Genomic DNA, 16,902 nt, shown 5'->3' on the forward strand with positions numbered 1-16,902 from the left:
CCCTTATCGAGTGCCGCGACGGCTCATGAACGCCAAGCGCTCAAGCAGTTGTACGTCCTGCTCGTTTTTCACCAGGGCGCCGGCCAGTGGCGGGATAGCCTTGGTCGGATCACGCTCGCGCAGTACGGCTTCGCCGATATTGTCGGCCATCAGCAGTTTGAGCCAGTCCACCAGTTCGGAGGTGGAGGGCTTTTTCTTCAGGCCCGGTACCTTGCGTACGTCGAAGAACACGTCCAGCGCCTCGCTGACCAGGTCTTTCTTGATGTGCGGGTAGTGCACGTCGACGATTTTCTGCAGGGTGGTGCGGTCGGGGAAGGCGATGTAGTGGAAGAAGCAGCGACGCAGGAAGGCATCCGGCAGCTCTTTCTCGTTGTTGGAGGTAATGATGATGATCGGGCGTTTCTTGGCCTTGATGGTCTCGTCGATTTCGTAGACGTAGAACTCCATCTTGTCGAGTTCTTGCAACAGGTCGTTGGGGAACTCGATATCGGCCTTGTCGATCTCGTCGATCAGCAGGATCACCCGCTCTTCAGACTCGAACGCCTCCCACAACTTGCCCTTCTTCAGGTAGTTGCGCACGTCGTGGACCTTGTCCACGCCCAACTGCGAATCGCGCAGGCGGCTGACCGCATCGTATTCATACAGGCCCTGGTGCGCCTTGGTCGTGGACTTGATGTGCCAGGTGATCAACCGGGCCCCGAACGATTCAGCCAGTTGTTCGGCGAGCATGGTCTTGCCGGTGCCCGGCTCGCCCTTGACCAGCAGCGGCCGCTCCAGCGTGATGGCAGCGTTGACGGCCAGTTTCAGGTCATCGGTGGCAACGTAGGCCTGGGTGCCTTCGAACTTCATTTCTCAATCCTCGAACATGACGCCGGTAGTCAGCATGCCTGCGACTATAGCGCGCAGCCCCGGTGACTGTGAACGCAGACGGGTTATTCAGTCTCTGAATGACCGGTCACGCCTTGTGGGAGCCGGCTTGCCGACGATGGGGCCCTTGAGGACGCTATCGCCGGCAAGCCGGTTCCTACAGGGGTTTGGGTTGTTCGTAGCGGGCATTGAACGCGTGGACAAAACCATTGCGCAAAATCTGCAAAAACGCCTGGAATGCGCTGATATCCTGCTGATGAACGCTGCCACTCAGTTCCACCCGGGTGGCGAACTGGTTTTTGCTCTGGTTCTTCAGCACGGTTTCGCCGGCACCGACTACGGCTTCCCAGATCGAGCGGAAAATCCCCTTGTCCTTGTTCTCCACATCCTGCTGCCAGTCGAACACTTCCACATCCCGCAGCAGCGGCTTGATATAGCCGGTCAATTGGGCCTTTTCGGCCTGGGCCTCGATGACTACGTCGCCGGTGCCGGCATTGAAATCGAACTTGCCGTAGGCCGAGGCGAAGTCGTTCAGGCGTTTGAGCTGGATATCACGGGCGCGAAAGCGGAACTCGAAGTCTTCAAAATTGCTCAGCGGGTCGAAGGTCGCGCTGGCTTCCAGCGGCGCATGCCCCAGCAACAGAGCCTTGCCATCAAAGCGCGCATCGCGCTTGCCTTGCACATCCACCACATTGGTCAGGTTGTAGAAGCTGGCGTTGACCTGGGTGGCGCTCATATTGACCGGCGGTTTGGAATTGAAGTTGCGGAAGGCGACTTTGCCGTCGTCGATGCGCACTTCGTTGAGGGTGATGGGCAGGAGTTTGCCCAGTTGCGCCCGCCAATCGGTGCCGCGACCGGTCTGGGACGCCTGTTTGTTGGCGCCGCCGTCGACGAAGTTGAGCTCCGGCTGGATAAATTGCACTTGGGCTACCACCGCGTGGTCGTACCACAAGGAGTGCCAGCTCACCGACAGGTCGATCACCGGCGCTTTGACGAAGGGTACAGGCACCTTGCCATCGACCTTGACGATCTGCAGGCCATTGATCCGGTACGCGCCGCGCCACAGGGCCAGGTCGACATCCGTCACCTGGCCGCGGTAGTCGCCCATGTCGGCGAGTTTTTCATTGAGGTAGTTGCGCACCAGGTAGGGGAGGGCGATATGCACTGCCGCGAGGACGACCACCAGCGTGGCGAGCGTCCAGAGCGGCCAACGGTAGCGACGCTTCATAGGTTTTGGCTCCCTGTGTATAGGCGGTTGACTACGCAGACAGCGGCAACGTTCCTCGACTGGACGCCTTGGAACACGAGGCATACCCTTGTTGCCTTCTTGAAACCGCCTAAAGGACCCCGCCATGAGCCGCATTTTTGCAGACAACGCGCACTCCATCGGTAACACGCCCCTGGTTCAGATCAACCGTATCGCGCCCCGTGGCGTGACTATCCTGGCCAAGATCGAAGGGCGTAACCCTGGGTATTCGGTGAAGTGCCGGATTGGCGCGAACATGATCTGGGACGCGGAAAGCAGCGGCAAACTCAAGCCGGGCATGACCATCGTCGAACCGACCTCGGGCAACACAGGGATTGGCCTGGCCTTCGTTGCCGCCGCCCGTGGCTACAAGTTGCTACTGACCATGCCGGCATCCATGAGCATCGAGCGGCGCAAGGTGCTCAAGGCGCTGGGCGCCGAACTGGTGCTGACGGAGCCGGCCAAGGGCATGAAAGGCGCCATCGAGAAAGCCGGCGAAATCCTTGCCAGCGACCCGGCGACCTATTTCATGCCGGCCCAGTTCGACAACCCGGCCAACCCGGCCATCCATGAGAAAACCACCGGCCCGGAAATCTGGAATGACACCGACGGCGCGGTGGATGTGCTGGTAGCGGGTGTCGGCACGGGGGGGACCATCAGCGGCGTGTCGCGCTATATCAAGAACACGGCGGGCAAGCCGATCCTCTCGGTGGCGGTGGAGCCCATCAGTTCCCCGGTGATTACCCAGGCGCTGGCGGGCGAAGAAATCAAGCCCAGCCCCCACAAGATTCAGGGCATTGGCGCAGGCTTTGTGCCGAAGAACCTCGACTTGTCGATGGTGGACCGGGTGGAGTTGGTCAGTGATGAGGAGTCCAAGGCCATGGCCCTGCGCCTGATGCAGGAAGAAGGCATCCTGTGCGGGATTTCCTGTGGCGCGGCGATGGCCGTGGCCGTGCGCCTGGCCGAGAAGCCGGAAATGCAGGGCAAGACCATCGTGGTGATCCTGCCGGACTCCGGCGAGCGCTACCTGTCGAGCATGCTGTTCAGCGATCTGTTCACCGACCAGGAAAACCAGGCCTGAGCCTTGTAGGCCCAGGCTTGAGCGCGATGGCGCCGTGACCGATAAGTCGCCATCGCCAGTAAGCCGGCTCCGGGCGAAATCGGGTTGATCCATATCAGCCCGGTTTTATGCCTCTTATGCATAATTGATTGCTCGCCGCGCGCCCCTTAAAACGGATTGTTGGGTCACGCGGGTTTTTCCTCCGGCCCGGAGTGTTTATCATGGCCGGCTGCTATGTCGGGTTTCCCGCTGCCGGGAGGCTATTTCCAGGAGTTGCTGCATGACCTTTTCTTTGGCCGCCAAACTGTCGGTGCTGCTGCTGTTTATCGGCAGTACGCTTTACGTGCACCTGCGCGGCAAGGCGCGTTTGCCGGTGCTGCGTCAGTTCGTCAACCATTCGGCGCTGTTCGCCCCGTATAACGCCTTGATGTACATCTTTTCGGGTGTGCCGTCCAAACCCTACCTGGACCGCAGCAAGTTCCCGGAACTGGATGTGCTCAAGGACAACTGGGAAGTGATCCGCGACGAGGCCATGCACCTGTTCGACGAAGGCTATATCCGCGCCGCCGAGAAGAACAACGATGCCGGTTTTGGCTCGTTCTTCAAGAAAGGCTGGAAACGCTTCTACCTCAAGTGGTACGACAAACCGCTGCCGTCGGCCGAGTTGCTGTGCCCGAAAACCGTGGCTCTGGTCAGTAGCATCCCCAACGTCAAGGGCGCCATGTTTGCCCTGTTGCCGGGCGGCAGCCATCTCAACCCCCATCGCGACCCGTTTGCCGGGTCCCTGCGTTATCACTTGGGGCTGTCGACGCCCAATTCCGACGACTGCCGGATTTTTGTCGATGGCCAGATCTACGCCTGGCGCGATGGCGAAGACGTGATGTTCGACGAAACCTATGTGCATTGGGTGAAGAACGAAACCGAAAAGACCCGGGTGATTCTGTTCTGCGATATCGAGCGGCCGCTGAGCAACCGCTTGATGACCCGCATCAATCGCTGGGTCAGTGCCCAATTGGGTCGCGCAACGGCGCCACAGAACCTGGATGACGAGCGCGTGGGCGGGATCAACCAGGCCTATGCCTGGAGCAAACGCTTCAGCGATCGTTTCAGTGGCGTGGTCAAGCAGTGGAAGCGCAAGCACCCCAAAGCCTATCGCATCATGCGACCGGTGCTGGCGGCGGTGGTAGTCGTGGCGTTGGTGTATTGGTTGTTTGGCTGATGGGTTCAGAAAAAAACCGCTCTTAATGAGCGGTTTTTTATATCTTTTATTTTTCCGGGCGGCCCGCCAACAGGCCTGGCTCTCCACCGTTGCCGGCCATAGCCGCATTTAGAAAACGGCGCTGATTGGCGGTCGTGAGTCGAAAGCACTCCTGAAGAGGAGTGCATTGGTTTTTTCCAAGGCCAGAGGTGGTTTTTCAACTTGTCCTTACTGGCCTTTTGGCAAAGCCATTGCAAAGTGTGTCACCGGCTGGCTATAGTCGACGCCAGGTGTTTCAAAGCACCTTTAATCCCTTCAAAAAAGATCAGCCCATGCCTGCTTCCCCACGCATAGCGGTAGTCGATTCAGCGGTCAACGCTGCGGTCGTGCCCTGTGGGAACCAGCAGCCTGCGCAGATCAGCCATTACCCCCCACCTGTCAGTAGCACGCCGGTGTACGCAGGCGTATCACCGCCGGGCGTTGGCATTTCGGGCTGATCAGCACCGCTGTTCCCCGTTGCCCGCCTGTACCGAACCTACTGAATTTCAGCCTTGGCTGAGTTGGCTTTTTGCCTGACTACAGGTGTTCATCATGTCTGTTTTATCGAAACAATCCGTGGCCGCGGCGGCTTCGACGAGCCTGTTTGTCCTGCTGTGGAGCAGCGGGGCGATTTTCTCCAAGCTGGGCCTGGCCCATGCATCACCCTTTGCCTTTTTGTTGATCCGCTTTGCCATCGCCCTGGCCGGCCTGGTGGTACTGGTACCGATCCTCAAGCTCAAGCTGCCACGCCCGGGCAAACCGCTGTGGTATGCGGTGGCCACCGGGCTAGTGTTGCTGGGGGCCTATCAGATTTTTTATCTGCTGGCCCTGGACCTGAAGGTCACCCCCGGCGTGATGGCGACCATCATGGGGGTGCAACCGATCCTCACGGTGGTGCTGATGGAACGCCAGCGCTCATGGCGCCGGATGTTTGGCCTGGTGCTGGGGTTGGTGGGCCTGATCATGGTGGTGTACCAGGGCATCGGTCTGGCCGGCATGTCCCTGGCGGGCATGCTGTTCGGCTTGCTGGCGCTGGCGAGCATGACCCTGGGCTCGATCATGCAGAAGCGCATCACCGATAACCCATTGGGCACCTTGCCGGTGCAATACCTGGCGGGCTTGTTGCTGTGCGCGGTGTTTGTGCCGTTCCAACCCTTTCATTTCGAGCACAACAGCGGCTTTTACGTGCCAGTGCTGTGGATGGGACTGGTGGTGTCACTGCTGGCGACGCTGTTGCTGTACCGCCTGATTGCACGGGGCAACCTGGTGAATGTCACCAGCCTGTTCTACCTGGTTCCGGCAGTCACTGCGGTGATGGACTACCTGATCTTTGGCAATCGCCTGGCGTTGCTGAGTGTGCTGGGGATGGGGTTGATTATCATCGGGTTGGTGTTTGTCTTCCGTAAAGCGTGATACCCCCTGCAGGAGCCGGCTTGCCGGCGATGACGCCCGAAAGATCAGCGCAAGACTCAAGGGCCTTATCGCCGGCAAGCCGGCTCCTCCAGTGTTTTGGCCAGTTTTCCAGGGCGTAGCACCAGCCACAGTGCTCCCGCGATCAGCATCCCTCCATACAGATGGGCCATGGACAACGGTTCATCCAGCAGCAATGCGCCCCACAACACGCCGAATGGCGGAATCATGAAGGTGACGGTCATCGACTTCACTGGCCCGATGGATGTCAGCAGACGAAAGTACAAGATGTAGGCAAACGCTGTGCACAACAGCCCCAGGCCCAGTAACGACAACCACACATTCCAGCCGCCCCAACTGGCGGGCGGATGGCTGATGGCACTCCAGCCAAACCACGGCAACAGAAACAATGTAGCGCCGAGCATGCTGCCCAATGCCGAAAGGCGGCTGTCCAGGCCTCCCTGTTGATCTAGCCAGCGGCGCGCCAGGAAGCCGGCGAAGCCGTAGCAGGTGGTTGCCAGCAAGCAGGCAAGGGCGCCCATCAGCAGTTCCAGGTCAAACGCCACCGGCCCGGCGCGCGTGAGGATGCCCACACCGAACAGACCCAGGCACACCCCGGCGATCTTCGAGGGAGTCAGCCGCTCATGGAAAAACAGCCCGCCGATCAACACGCCCATCAAGGGTGTGGTCGCGTTGAATATTGCCGAGTAACCTGCCGGCAAGACCTGGGCCGCCACTGAATACAGGGTCGCGGGAATCCCCGAGTTGATCACCCCCAGCAGCAACACGGTCTTGAACTTGCCCTGGAAGTCCCAGCGCACCCGCAGCATCGCGAGGATCACCAGCAGGCCGGCAGCGGCAATCGAAACGCGGAAAAATGCCGTCGGCAGAGTGCCGATCTCCGGTGCGATAATCCGCATGAACAGAAAACTCGCGCCCCAGATGGCGGCCAGTACCAGCAGGTACAGGGTGTCGACAGGTCTCACGGGCAACTCCTTTTCAACAAGGGCGAGAGTGTTGCCCAGGGGCCTGCTTGACACAATCTTTTACGTATCAACGACACAGGAAAGTGCATCACCCTGCCCATGAGGCTTTGCGCCCGGCAAAAATTGTACTTCTCCTGATTGCGGACTCTGGCTAATCTCAGGTCTTCCGAATGCCCGCAGAGGTCTCCGACATGCCGCAGCAAACGTCTGCCATCGACACCGCGCAGTCCATCGCACAGATGATCCTCGATGGCTTCGACGATTACCGCGAGCACTTTCGCCAGATCACCGATGGGGCCCGCGAGCGTTTTGAAAAGGCCCAGTGGCAAGAGGCGCAAACCGCTTCGGCAGCGCGGATCAACCTGTATGAAGAGAAGGTCGGTGAAGTCACCACACGCCTGCGGGCAACCTTTGACGAAGACGCGTTGCTGGATATCCAGGCCTGGCCCCTGGTCAAGAGCGCCTATATCAGCCTGATCGACCTGCGGTTTGACGATGAACTGTCCGAGACCTGGTACAACTCGATCTTTTGCGGGCTGTTCAGCCATGACCTGATCAGCGACGGCTGCATGTTCATCCATACCACCCGCCCCAGCCTGCGCCGCGCCCGTGCTGCGCAAACCCGTATCTACAAGCCCCAGGGGCAACTGGCGGGCATGCTTTTGCAGATGTTCAGCGACTACCGTTTCAGCGAACCCTATGCGGACTTGCACGCCGACTTGCAGCGCCTGGAAGCGCAATTGCGGGAAAACCTGCCGGATTGGGTATGCAAGGACCCGGACCTCAACGTCGAGCTGTTTTCCTCGGTGCTCTATCGCAACAAAGGCGCGTACCTGGTGGGCCGCCTCTACACCCGCGATGAGCAATGGCCGCTGGTGATCCCGCTGCTGCACCGCGAAGGGCAGGGCATCCGCATTGACGCGCTGATCACCGACGAAGCCGACGTGTCGATCATCTTTTCGTTCACCCGCTCCTATTTCATGGTGGATGTGCCGGTGCCGGCAGAATTCATCGGCTTTCTCAAGCGCATCCTGCCGGGCAAGCACATCGCCGAGTTGTACACCTCCATCGGCTTCTACAAGCACGGCAAATCGGAGTTCTACCGGGCGCTGATCAACCACCTGGCCAGTACCGACGACCAGTTCATCATGGCCCCGGGCGTGCGCGGGATGGTCATGAGTGTGTTTACACTGCCGGGGTTCAACACCGTGTTCAAAATCATCAAGGACCGTTTCTCACCGTCGAAAAACGTCAACCGTGCCACGGTGATCGAGAAGTACCGGCTGGTCAAAAGTGTCGACCGGGTCGGGCGCATGGCCGATACCCAGGAGTTTGCCGACTTCCGTTTCCCCTTGAGCAAGTTCGAGCCGCAATGCCTGGCAGAGTTGCTGGAAGTGGCCGCCGGCACGGTCGAAGTCGAGGGCGACACGGTGTTGATTCGCCACTGCTGGACCGAGCGCCGCATGACCCCGCTCAACCTCTACCTGGAAAACGCCAACGAGGCCCAGGTGCGCGAGGCCCTTGAAGACTACGGCCTGGCAATCAAGCAACTGGCGGCGGCGAATATCTTTCCCGGCGACATGCTGCTGAAAAACTTTGGCGTCACCCGCCATGGTCGCGTGGTGTTTTATGACTATGACGAAATCTGCTTCCTGACCGAAGCCAACTTCCGCCACATCCCGGCGCCGCGTACCCCGGAAGACGAAATGGCCTCCGAGCCCTGGTATTCCATTGGCCCGCTGGACGTGTTTCCCGAGGAGTTCCCGCCGTTCCTGTTTGCCGATGCCGGGCAACGGCGCTTGTTCGATCAGTTGCACGGCGAGCTGTACAACGCCGATTACTGGAAAGGCCTGCAAGCGGCGATTCTGGCGGGGAAGGTGATCGACGTGTTCCCGTATCGGCGCAAGGGCCTGGATAACGAATAAGCGCACTAATCCCTGTAGGAGCGGGCTTGCCCGCGATAGCGGTGGGGCAGGCAACATTGATGCAGGCAGTGCCGCCGTCATCGCAGCCTCGCTGGGGCTCGACAGCTCCCACACGTGATTTACGCGGCCTTTAACGTTGTGTGTGCTTTTCTGCCACAATTGCCGGCCGTGCATAAATAGACGACCTTCAAAGTACCTGATGACTGACCAAGCGCCCGCTATCGACCAACTCCTGAAAACTCTCGATCACGCCATGCTCGCCGACCGCCAGCGCTTGCGCCGGCAGTTGCTTGAGCTGCGCAAGAAACCCGATGAGGAGAAGCTGGCGCAGTGGGTGGCGCGCATGCAGGCGTCTTGTGCCCAGGTCACGGCGCGTGGTGCCAGCGTGCCGCAGATCCGCTATGACGACAGCCTGCCCATCGCCGCCAAGCGCGACGAGATCAAGGCTGCGCTGCTCAAACATCAGGTTCTCATTATTGCGGGCGAGACCGGCTCGGGTAAAACCACGCAATTGCCGAAGATCTGCCTGGAAATTGGCCGCGGCCAGTACGGCTTGATCGGCCATACCCAGCCCCGGCGTATCGCCGCGCGCAGTGTGGCGAGCCGGGTCGCGGAAGAACTGGCCACGCCGCTGGGGGCGTTGGTCGGCTACCAGGTGCGGTTCGAGGACCAGAGCGATTCCAACACACTGATCAAGTTGATGACCGACGGCATCCTGCTGGCCGAAACCCAGAACGATCGCTACCTCGAACGCTACGACACGATCATCGTCGACGAAGCCCACGAACGCAGCCTGAACATCGACTTCCTGCTCGGCTACCTGAAGACCCTGCTGCCGCGCCGTCCCGACCTGAAAGTGATCATCACCTCGGCGACCATCGACCTGGAGCGCTTTTCCAAGCACTTCGACGATGCGCCGATTGTCGAGGTCTCGGGGCGTACATTCCCGGTGCAAACCTGGTATCGCCCGCTGACCCTGGAACAGGACGAAGAAGGCAACCGCGTCGAGGATGACTTGACGGTGGACCAGGCGATCCTCGCCACCCTCGATGAAATCGCCGCCTTTGAGCGCAGCGAGCGCAAGAGCCCTGGCGATGTGCTGGTGTTCCTGCCGGGTGAGCGCGAGATTCGCGATGCCGCCGACATGTTGCGCAAGGCCCAGCTCAAGCACACCGAAATCCTGCCGTTGTACGCGCGCCTGTCACCGGCCGAACAGCAGCGCATTTTCCAGTCCCATCCGGGGCGGCGCGTGGTGCTGGCGACCAACGTCGCGGAAACCTCGCTGACCGTGCCGGGCATCCGCTACGTGATCGACAGCGGCACCGCGCGCATCAGCCGCTACAGCTACCGCGCCAAGGTCCAGCGCCTGCCCATCGAAGCGATTTCCCAGGCCAGCGCCAACCAGCGCAAAGGCCGCTGTGGTCGGGTCGAGCCGGGCATTTGCGTGCGTCTGTACAGCGAAGAAGATTTTATCGGGCGCCCGGAATTCACTGACCCGGAGATCCTGCGGACCAACCTGGCGGCGGTGATCCTGCAGATGCTGCATCTGCGCCTGGGCGAAATCACCGATTTCCCGTTTATCGAGCCGCCGGATGGCAAGGCCATCAGCGATGGCTTCAACCTGCTGCAGGAACTCTCGGCGGTGGATCGCAACAGCCAGTTGACACCCCTGGGCCGGCAACTGGCGCGCCTGCCGGTGGACCCGCGGATGGGCCGCATGTTGCTGGAAGCGGCCAAGCTCGGCAGCTTGCAGGAAGTGCTGATCGTCGCCAGTGCCATGTCGATCCAGGACCCGCGCGAGCGTCCGCCGGAGCGCCAACAGGCCGCCGACCAGGCCCACGCGCAATGGAAGGATCCCGATTCGGACTTCGCCGGGCTGGTCAACCTGTGGCGCGGCTTTGAAGAGCAACGCCAGGCATTGACCGCCAGCCCGCTGCGCAACTGGTGTCGCAAGCATTTCCTCAACTACCTGCGACTGCGTGAATGGCGTGACTCCCATCGCCAGTTGAGCCTGATCTGCCGCGATATGCAGTTGGCGGTCAACAAGGAGCCGGCGGACTTCCCGAAACTGCACAAGGCCGTGTTGTCTGGCCTGCTCAGCCAGATCGGCCAGAAAACCGAAGAGGGCGACTACCTCGGTGCCCGCCAGCGACGCTTCTGGATCCACCCCTCATCGGGGATCGGCAAGAAGCGCCCGCAATGGCTGATGACCGCCGAGTTGGTGGAAACCACCAAGCTGTATGCGCGCATGGTGGCCAAGATCGATGCCGACTGGATCGAGCCCCTGGCCGGGCACTTGATCAAGAAAAACCACTTCGAACCCCACTGGGAGAAGAAGCGCGGCCAGGTCGTGGCCTTCGAGCAGATCACCCTGTTCGGCCTGATTGTGGTGGGGCGCCGGCCGGTGCATTACGGGCCGGTGGACCCGGTGGTGTCCCGCGAGCTGTTTATCCGTGAAGGCCTGGTGCGTGGCGAGATCCAGTCCCGGGCCAAGTGCCTGGGCGCCAATCAACAGTTACTGGAGCAACTGGACGAACTGGAAGCCAAGGCCCGGCGCCGCGATATACTGGCCGACGAAGAAACCTTGTACGCCTTCTATGACGCGCGCCTGCCGGCGCAAATCCACCAGACGGCGACCTTCGACAGTTGGTACAAGGTCACCAGCCAGAAAGACCCGCAACTGCTGATCATGCGCGAGGAAGACGTGCTGGCCCGGGAGGCCAGTGAAGTCACTGCCGCCCATTACCCCGACACCCTGCACCTGGGCGACCTGGCCCTGGCCTTGAGTTATCACTTTGAACCCAACCACCCCCGCGACGGCGTGACCTTGCGCGTGCCGGCGCCGTTGTTGCCGGCCTTGCCCGCCGAACGCCTGGAGTGGCTGGTGCCCGGGCTGATCGAGGCCAAGTGCATCGCCCTGGTGCGCAACCTGCCCAAGGCCCTGCGCAAGAACTTCGTGCCGGTACCGGACTTCGTCAAGGCCGCGCTGCAACGTATCGAATTCGCCCAGGGCTCGTTGCCCCAGGCGCTGGGGCGCGAACTGTTGCGCATGACCGGCGTGCGGGTCAGCGATGACGCGTGGGCTGAAGCTGCGCAGCAGGTGGACAGCCATCTGAAGATGAACCTGGAAGTGGTCGACGCCCAAGGCAAGTTCCTGGGCGAGGGCCGCGACCTGGCAGCGTTGACCGCGCGGTTTGTCGAGGCCAGCCAGGCCGCCCTGGCGGTGCCGCAAACGGCCAAAAGCCAGCAACCGGTGGAGGCCAAGGTCTTCGCCGCCGTGGCCGAGACCACCCAACAGCAGATCGCCGGGCTATCGATGACGGTGTATCCGGCGCTGGTGGAGGAAAACGGCACGGTCAAGGAAGGGCGTTTCTCTACTGCCGCCGAAGCCGAGTTCCAGCACCGGCGAGGCTTGCAGCGCCTGTTGATGCAGCAATTGGCCGAACCGGCAAAATTCCTGCGCGGCAAACTGCCCGGCCTGACGGAGCTGGGGCTGATGTACCGCGAGTTGGGGCGTATCGACGCCTTGGTGGAAGATATCCTGCTGGCCAGCCTCGACAGCTGCGTGCTGGAGGGCGAGGCCAACTTGCCGAGGGATGGCGCGGGCCTGGCAGCCCTGGCCGAGCGCAAGCGCGGCAGTTGGACCGAACATGCCGAACGCCTGGCGCGCCTGACCCTTGAAATACTGAAGCTGTGGCACGGCCTGCAAAAGCGTTTCAAGGGCAAGATCGACCTGGCCCAGGCCGTCGCACTCAACGATATCAAGCAGCAACTGAACAACCTGGTGTACCCAGGCTTCGTGCGCGAAACCCCGGCGCAGTGGTTCAAGGAACTGCCGCGCTACCTCAAGGCCATCGAACTGCGCCTGGAAAAACTACCCAGCCAGGTGCAGAAGGATCGGGTTTGGAGCAGCGAGTTGAGCGGCCTGTGGAGCCAATACCAAACGCGCCTGAACAAGCACACCCAGGAAGGCAAGCGCGATCCGCAGTTGGCGCTTTACCGCTGGTGGCTGGAGGAATACCGGGTGTCGTTGTTTGCCCAGCAGTTGGGCACCAAGGTGCCGATTTCCGACAAGCGTTTGAGCAAACAGTGGAGCCAGGTCGAACCTTGACCTGCAATGGCGGGGGGTGGGTGCACGTGCAACAGGCGCCAAACTCCCGCGGTTTATGGCAAACTTCGCCGTTACAAATGCCAGGATCGTCTAGATTGGCTGTATCAGCCTCGACGCGCCGGGACAAAGCTTTTCCCCGTTTGATGTCCGCGCGGCGGACTAGAGCGACTTACGGTTTGGTACGAAGGTACCAATCCCTTCTGCCTGAACAGATTTAGAGGAACGACCGTGCATAACGTCGTCATCAGCGGCACAGGCCTGTACACCCCGGCCAACAGCATCTCCAACGAAGAGCTGGTGCAGTCTTTCAATGCTTACGTTCAACAGTTCAATGCCGACAACGCCGTGGCCATCGAGCAGGGTGACGTTCAGGCGTTGACCGAATCCAGCGCCGCCTTTATTGAAAAGGCTTCGGGCATCAAGAGCCGCTTTGTCATGGACAAGGAAGGCATTCTTGACCCCACGCGCATGACCCCGCGCTTGCCCGAGCGCCCCAACGATGAGTGGTCGGTCCTCTGCCAGATGGCCGTGGGAGCCGCCGAGCAAGCCCTGCTGCGTGCCGGCAAGACTGCCGCCGATATCGACGGGGTGATCGTCGCCTGTTCCAACCTGCAACGCGCCTATCCGGCCATTGCCATCGAAGTCCAGGAAGCCTTGGGCATCCAGGGTTTTGGCTTTGATATGAACGTGGCGTGTTCCTCGGCGACCTTCGGCATCCAGAATGCGTGCAACAGCATCCAACTGGGCCAGGCCCGGGCGATCCTGATGGTCAATCCGGAGATCTGCACCGGCCACCTGAACTTCCGTGACCGAGACAGCCACTTCATCTTTGGCGATGCGGCGACGGCCGTGATTCTGGAGCGCGCCGACCTGGCCACTTCCGAGCACCAGTTCGACGTTGTCAGCACCAAGTTGCTGACCAAGTTCTCCAATAACATCCGCAACAATTTCGGCTTTCTCAACCGCGCAGCAGAAGAGGGCGTGGGTGCGCCAGATAAGCTTTTCGTGCAGGAAGGCCGCAAAGTCTTCCGTGATGTCTGCCCGATGGTTGCCGAGTTGATTGGCCAGCATCTGGCTGAAAACCAGTTGAGCGTGGCTGATGTGAAGCGCTTCTGGCTGCACCAGGCCAACCTGAGCATGAACCACCTGATCGTCAAGAAGCTGTTGGGGCGCGAAGCCGAGATCGAGGAGGCACCGGTGATTCTCGATACCTACGCCAACACCAGCTCGGCGGGTTCGGTGATTGCCTTCCACACCTACCAGGACGACCTGCCCAAGGGCGCGCTGGCGGTACTCAGCTCGTTTGGCGCCGGGTATTCGATTGGCAGCGTGATCCTGCGCAAGCGCTGAATAGACCCGTGGCACGGTCGATGTGGGAGTCGGGCTTGCCCGCGATAGCATCACCTCGGTTTGTTTGAAACACCGAGGTGCCCGTATCGCCGGCAAGCCGGCGCCTGCAGGCGATTGAATGAGGTTTTGAATGGCAGCAGCCGACGACGCGCACCTGCTTGAACGCCTGCTCAAGGGCGAGCAGCGGGCCTATAAGGAATTGGTCACCCAGTATCAGAGCGCTATGCGTGCCGTGGCCTATGCCATCGTTGGCCAACGCCATGCCGATGAAGTGGTCCAGGACGCCTGGCTCTCGGTGGTGCGCAGCCTCGCCAGGTTTGAAGGGCGCTCCAGTCTCAAGACCTGGCTGTTGACCATTACCGCCAATTCGGCCAAGGGGCGCTACAAACAGAACCGGCGGGAAGTGTTGCTCGACGACCTGCCGTCGCCCCACGGGACCATTGGTGATGAGCGGTTTGCCGCCGATGATGGGCATTGGCTGGTCGCGCCATTTGCCTGGCATGAAGACACCCCGGAAGCGTTACTCACCGAAAGCGAGTTGCGCGAGTGCCTGGAGCACACGCTGCTGAGTCTTTCCGAACTGCAAAGCAGCGTGCTGTTGCTGCGCGAGCGCCAGGGCCTGGAGCTGGAGGAGATCTGTAATCTTCTGGAGATCTCGCTCTCCAATGTCCGTGTGCTGCTGCATCGGGCGCGGCTTAAAGTCTTCGCTACGGTGGAGCATTTCGAGGAGACCGGCGAATGTTGACCTGCAAGGAACAAGTGGCGCGTTCCAGCGACTATCTCGATGGGCAACTGACCTTTCGTGAGCGTCTGTTCATGCGCCAGCACTTGCTGTTTTGCGGCCATTGCCGGCGCTTCATGCGCCAGATGCGTTTGGTACAAGCCGCCTTGCGCATCCTGCCCGAACCCGAGGTGGCTGATGCCCAGGCGCAGGCCGAACGCTTGGCCGCGGAGCTTAAACGCAACTCCTGACCCCTGAACCGTCTGCGGTTCCCACGGCCTGTGACCTATGCGTCACGGGCTTTTTTTATGCCGGTGAAAAGCTTTGAGATGAAAACATTGCAGGTTTGTAATTTTTTTCACCTTTTTTTCATCTGGCATTTTCCGTAATTTTTTTCGCTCAAACCCGCGCCAGCTGTAGCTTTGCGCTTATTCCGTCTGGTTGTAAGAAAGTTCCCCTGTAATAAAATATTTATCTTCCAGCAACTTGGCTGAAATATCCCCTCGCCAAGATCCCCTCCCAACACCAGCGGGCCAGAACCCGTGTGTTTTCCAACGCTAAAGACCACCAATTAGGGGAATTCTTCGATGATCCGTAAGCACTTCGCCGGTTTCGCGGCCAGCGCCCTGGCCCTGGCCGTTACCGCCCAGGCTTTCGCTGGTACTGTCACTACTGACGGCGCCGATATCGTTGTCAAAACCAAGGGCGGCCTTGAGGTTGCTACTACCGACCAGAACTTCAGCTTCAAGCTGGGTGGTCGCTTGCAAGCCGATTACGGCTCATTTGACGGTTTCTACACCAGGAATGGTGACTCGGGCGACGCCGCTTACTTCCGTCGCGCCTTCCTGGAACTGGGTGGTACCGTCTACAAGGATTTCAAATACCAGCTCAACTACGACTTCTCCCACAACACGGGTACGTCCGACGACGGTTACTTCGATGAAGCGTCCATGTCGTATGTGGGCTTCAAGCCGGTCACGATCCGCGTTGGTCGTTTTGACCCGGATTTCGGTCTGGAAAAAGCCACCAGCTCCAAGTGGATCACTGCCATGGAGCGTAACTCGGCTTACGAGGTTGCGGATTGGGTCAACCTCCACGAAAACGGCATGGGCATCCAGGTCAGCGGCACGGCGGCTGACATGTTCTACGGCTCTGCCAGCCTGGCCTCCAAGGACATCAACGACGAAGACGGCAAGGGCGTGAAGCAATTCAACGGCCGTATCGTGCTGGCACCGATGAGCAAAGGCGGCGACGTCCTGCACTTCGGTTTGAACGTGGCAGCACGTGACCTGAACGATGCCGCCTTCGATTCCCGGATCCGTCCGCGTCTTGGCGCCCGAGGCGTGGCTACCATGGGTGGTAACGATGCCGGCTCCAACGGCAACCGTGCGACCTTCGGTGGTGGTGTCGGCTTGAACGCCAGCAACCTGACGGCCGTTGGCGCCTATGACACCGACACCGTGTTCGGTGGTGAATTTGCTTTTGCAACGGGCCCATTCTCGGTACAGGCCGAAGCCCTGAGCCGCAAGATGAAAGCCGATAGCAATGCCTACCAGGACGTGAAGACCAGCGGTTTCTACGGCCAACTGGCCTACACCCTGACTGGCGAGTCCCGTGCCTACAAACTCGACGGCGGCAAGTTCGATGCCATCAAGCCCGAGAACAAGCAGTACGGCGCCTGGGAAGTGTTCTACCGCTACGACAGCATCAAGGTTGACGACAAGAACATCGTCGTCAGCAGCGCGACCCGCGAAACCGGCGACGCCAAGGCCAACGTGAACACCCTGGGTGTGAACTGGTACGCCAACGAAGCGGTCAAGCTGTCCCTGAACTACAGCAAGGTCAGCACCGACAAGATCACCAACGCCAATGGCGATGACAGCGGCGACTCCATCGTCGGCCGTGTGCAGTACGTGTTCTAAGCAACTGTAATACCGCTCCACCGCGCTCTTTCTTCATCCGTTAAAGCGCGATCCTCTTTTTTACCCC

Annotated in this window: 12 protein-coding genes; 9 read left to right on the forward strand and 3 right to left on the reverse strand. The window is 60.3% G+C overall.

From position 1 onward, the window contains the following. Positions 1–3: 3 nt before the first annotated feature. Entirely contained in the window at positions 4–849 is an 846-nt protein-coding gene (locus HZ99_RS24780; protein WP_038446740.1) for an AAA family ATPase, read from the reverse strand. 175 nt (positions 850–1,024) lie between these two features. Then, positions 1,025–2,095 (reverse strand): DUF748 domain-containing protein, encoded by a 1,071-nt coding sequence (locus tag HZ99_RS24785; RefSeq protein ID WP_038446742.1) that lies wholly within the window; start codon positions 2,093–2,095, stop codon positions 1,025–1,027. 124 nt (positions 2,096–2,219) lie between these two features. Here HZ99_RS24785 and cysK point away from each other — a divergent pair, with 124 nt between their 5' ends. From cysK to HZ99_RS24800, 3 genes are all read left to right on the forward strand, one after another. Then, complete coding sequence (gene cysK, locus HZ99_RS24790; RefSeq protein WP_038446744.1) at positions 2,220–3,194, forward strand: cysteine synthase A; 975 nt, start codon at positions 2,220–2,222, stop codon at positions 3,192–3,194. Between the two features lie 259 nt (positions 3,195–3,453). Beyond that, positions 3,454–4,392, forward strand: a complete 939-nt coding sequence (locus tag HZ99_RS24795) for an aspartyl/asparaginyl beta-hydroxylase domain-containing protein (protein WP_038446746.1) — start codon at positions 3,454–3,456, stop codon at positions 4,390–4,392. Positions 4,393–4,962: 570 nt separating this feature from the next. Next, a complete protein-coding gene (locus HZ99_RS24800) occupies positions 4,963–5,823 on the forward strand; it encodes a DMT family transporter (protein WP_038446748.1) in 861 nt (286 codons plus the stop codon). A gap of 65 nt (positions 5,824–5,888) precedes the next feature. Here the strand turns inward: HZ99_RS24800 and HZ99_RS24805 are convergent, their stop codons facing one another. Next, complete coding sequence (locus HZ99_RS24805) at positions 5,889–6,806, reverse strand: DMT family transporter (protein WP_038446752.1); 918 nt, start codon at positions 6,804–6,806, stop codon at positions 5,889–5,891. 191 nt (positions 6,807–6,997) lie between these two features. On the opposite strand from HZ99_RS24805, the gene aceK reads away from it, so the two are divergent. The 6 genes from aceK (at position 6,998) to HZ99_RS24835 (ending at position 16,835) form a co-directional block, all read left to right on the forward strand. Next, entirely contained in the window at positions 6,998–8,731 is a 1,734-nt protein-coding gene (aceK, locus tag HZ99_RS24810; protein WP_038448189.1) for a bifunctional isocitrate dehydrogenase kinase/phosphatase, read from the forward strand. Positions 8,732–8,930: 199 nt separating this feature from the next. Next, positions 8,931–12,842 (forward strand): ATP-dependent RNA helicase HrpA, encoded by a 3,912-nt coding sequence (hrpA, locus tag HZ99_RS24815; protein ID WP_038446754.1) that lies wholly within the window; start codon positions 8,931–8,933, stop codon positions 12,840–12,842. A gap of 228 nt (positions 12,843–13,070) precedes the next feature. Then, the gene (locus tag HZ99_RS24820; RefSeq protein ID WP_038446756.1) at positions 13,071–14,192 is read left to right on the forward strand and encodes a beta-ketoacyl-ACP synthase III; all 1,122 of its coding nucleotides are present in this window, start codon (positions 13,071–13,073) and stop codon (positions 14,190–14,192) included. A gap of 130 nt (positions 14,193–14,322) precedes the next feature. Next, positions 14,323–14,937: an RNA polymerase sigma factor gene (locus tag HZ99_RS24825; RefSeq protein ID WP_038446759.1), complete on the forward strand. Its 615-nt coding sequence runs from the start codon at positions 14,323–14,325 to the stop codon at positions 14,935–14,937. Beyond that, positions 14,931–15,164: an anti-sigma factor family protein gene (locus HZ99_RS24830; protein ID WP_038446761.1), complete on the forward strand. Its 234-nt coding sequence runs from the start codon at positions 14,931–14,933 to the stop codon at positions 15,162–15,164. Before HZ99_RS24825 ends, HZ99_RS24830 begins: the two co-directional genes overlap by 7 nt. A gap of 336 nt (positions 15,165–15,500) precedes the next feature. Beyond that, entirely contained in the window at positions 15,501–16,835 is a 1,335-nt protein-coding gene (locus HZ99_RS24835; protein ID WP_038446764.1) for an OprO/OprP family phosphate-selective porin, read from the forward strand. The last annotated feature ends 67 nt before the right edge of the window (positions 16,836–16,902 follow it).

The sequence above is a fragment of the Pseudomonas fluorescens genome, assembly GCF_000730425.1.
GTDB lineage: Bacteria > Pseudomonadota > Gammaproteobacteria > Pseudomonadales > Pseudomonadaceae > Aquipseudomonas > Aquipseudomonas fluorescens_X.

What these genes read in the sequence shown, in the direction of transcription:
- HZ99_RS24780 (WP_038446740.1), bottom strand. Translation starts at nt 849, where the DNA reads ATGAAGTTCGAAGGCACCCAGGCCTACGTTGCCACCGATGACCTGAAA.
- HZ99_RS24785 (WP_038446742.1), bottom strand. Translation starts at nt 2,095, where the DNA reads ATGAAGCGTCGCTACCGTTGGCCGCTCTGGACGCTCGCCACGCTGGTG.
- cysK (WP_038446744.1), top strand. Translation starts at nt 2,220, where the DNA reads ATGAGCCGCATTTTTGCAGACAACGCGCACTCCATCGGTAACACGCCC.
- HZ99_RS24795 (WP_038446746.1), top strand. Translation starts at nt 3,454, where the DNA reads ATGACCTTTTCTTTGGCCGCCAAACTGTCGGTGCTGCTGCTGTTTATC.
- HZ99_RS24800 (WP_038446748.1), top strand. Translation starts at nt 4,963, where the DNA reads ATGTCTGTTTTATCGAAACAATCCGTGGCCGCGGCGGCTTCGACGAGC.
- aceK (WP_038448189.1), top strand. Translation starts at nt 6,998, where the DNA reads ATGCCGCAGCAAACGTCTGCCATCGACACCGCGCAGTCCATCGCACAG.
- hrpA (WP_038446754.1), top strand. Translation starts at nt 8,931, where the DNA reads ATGACTGACCAAGCGCCCGCTATCGACCAACTCCTGAAAACTCTCGAT.
- HZ99_RS24825 (WP_038446759.1), top strand. Translation starts at nt 14,323, where the DNA reads ATGGCAGCAGCCGACGACGCGCACCTGCTTGAACGCCTGCTCAAGGGC.
- HZ99_RS24830 (WP_038446761.1), top strand. Translation starts at nt 14,931, where the DNA reads ATGTTGACCTGCAAGGAACAAGTGGCGCGTTCCAGCGACTATCTCGAT.
- HZ99_RS24835 (WP_038446764.1), top strand. Translation starts at nt 15,501, where the DNA reads ATGATCCGTAAGCACTTCGCCGGTTTCGCGGCCAGCGCCCTGGCCCTG.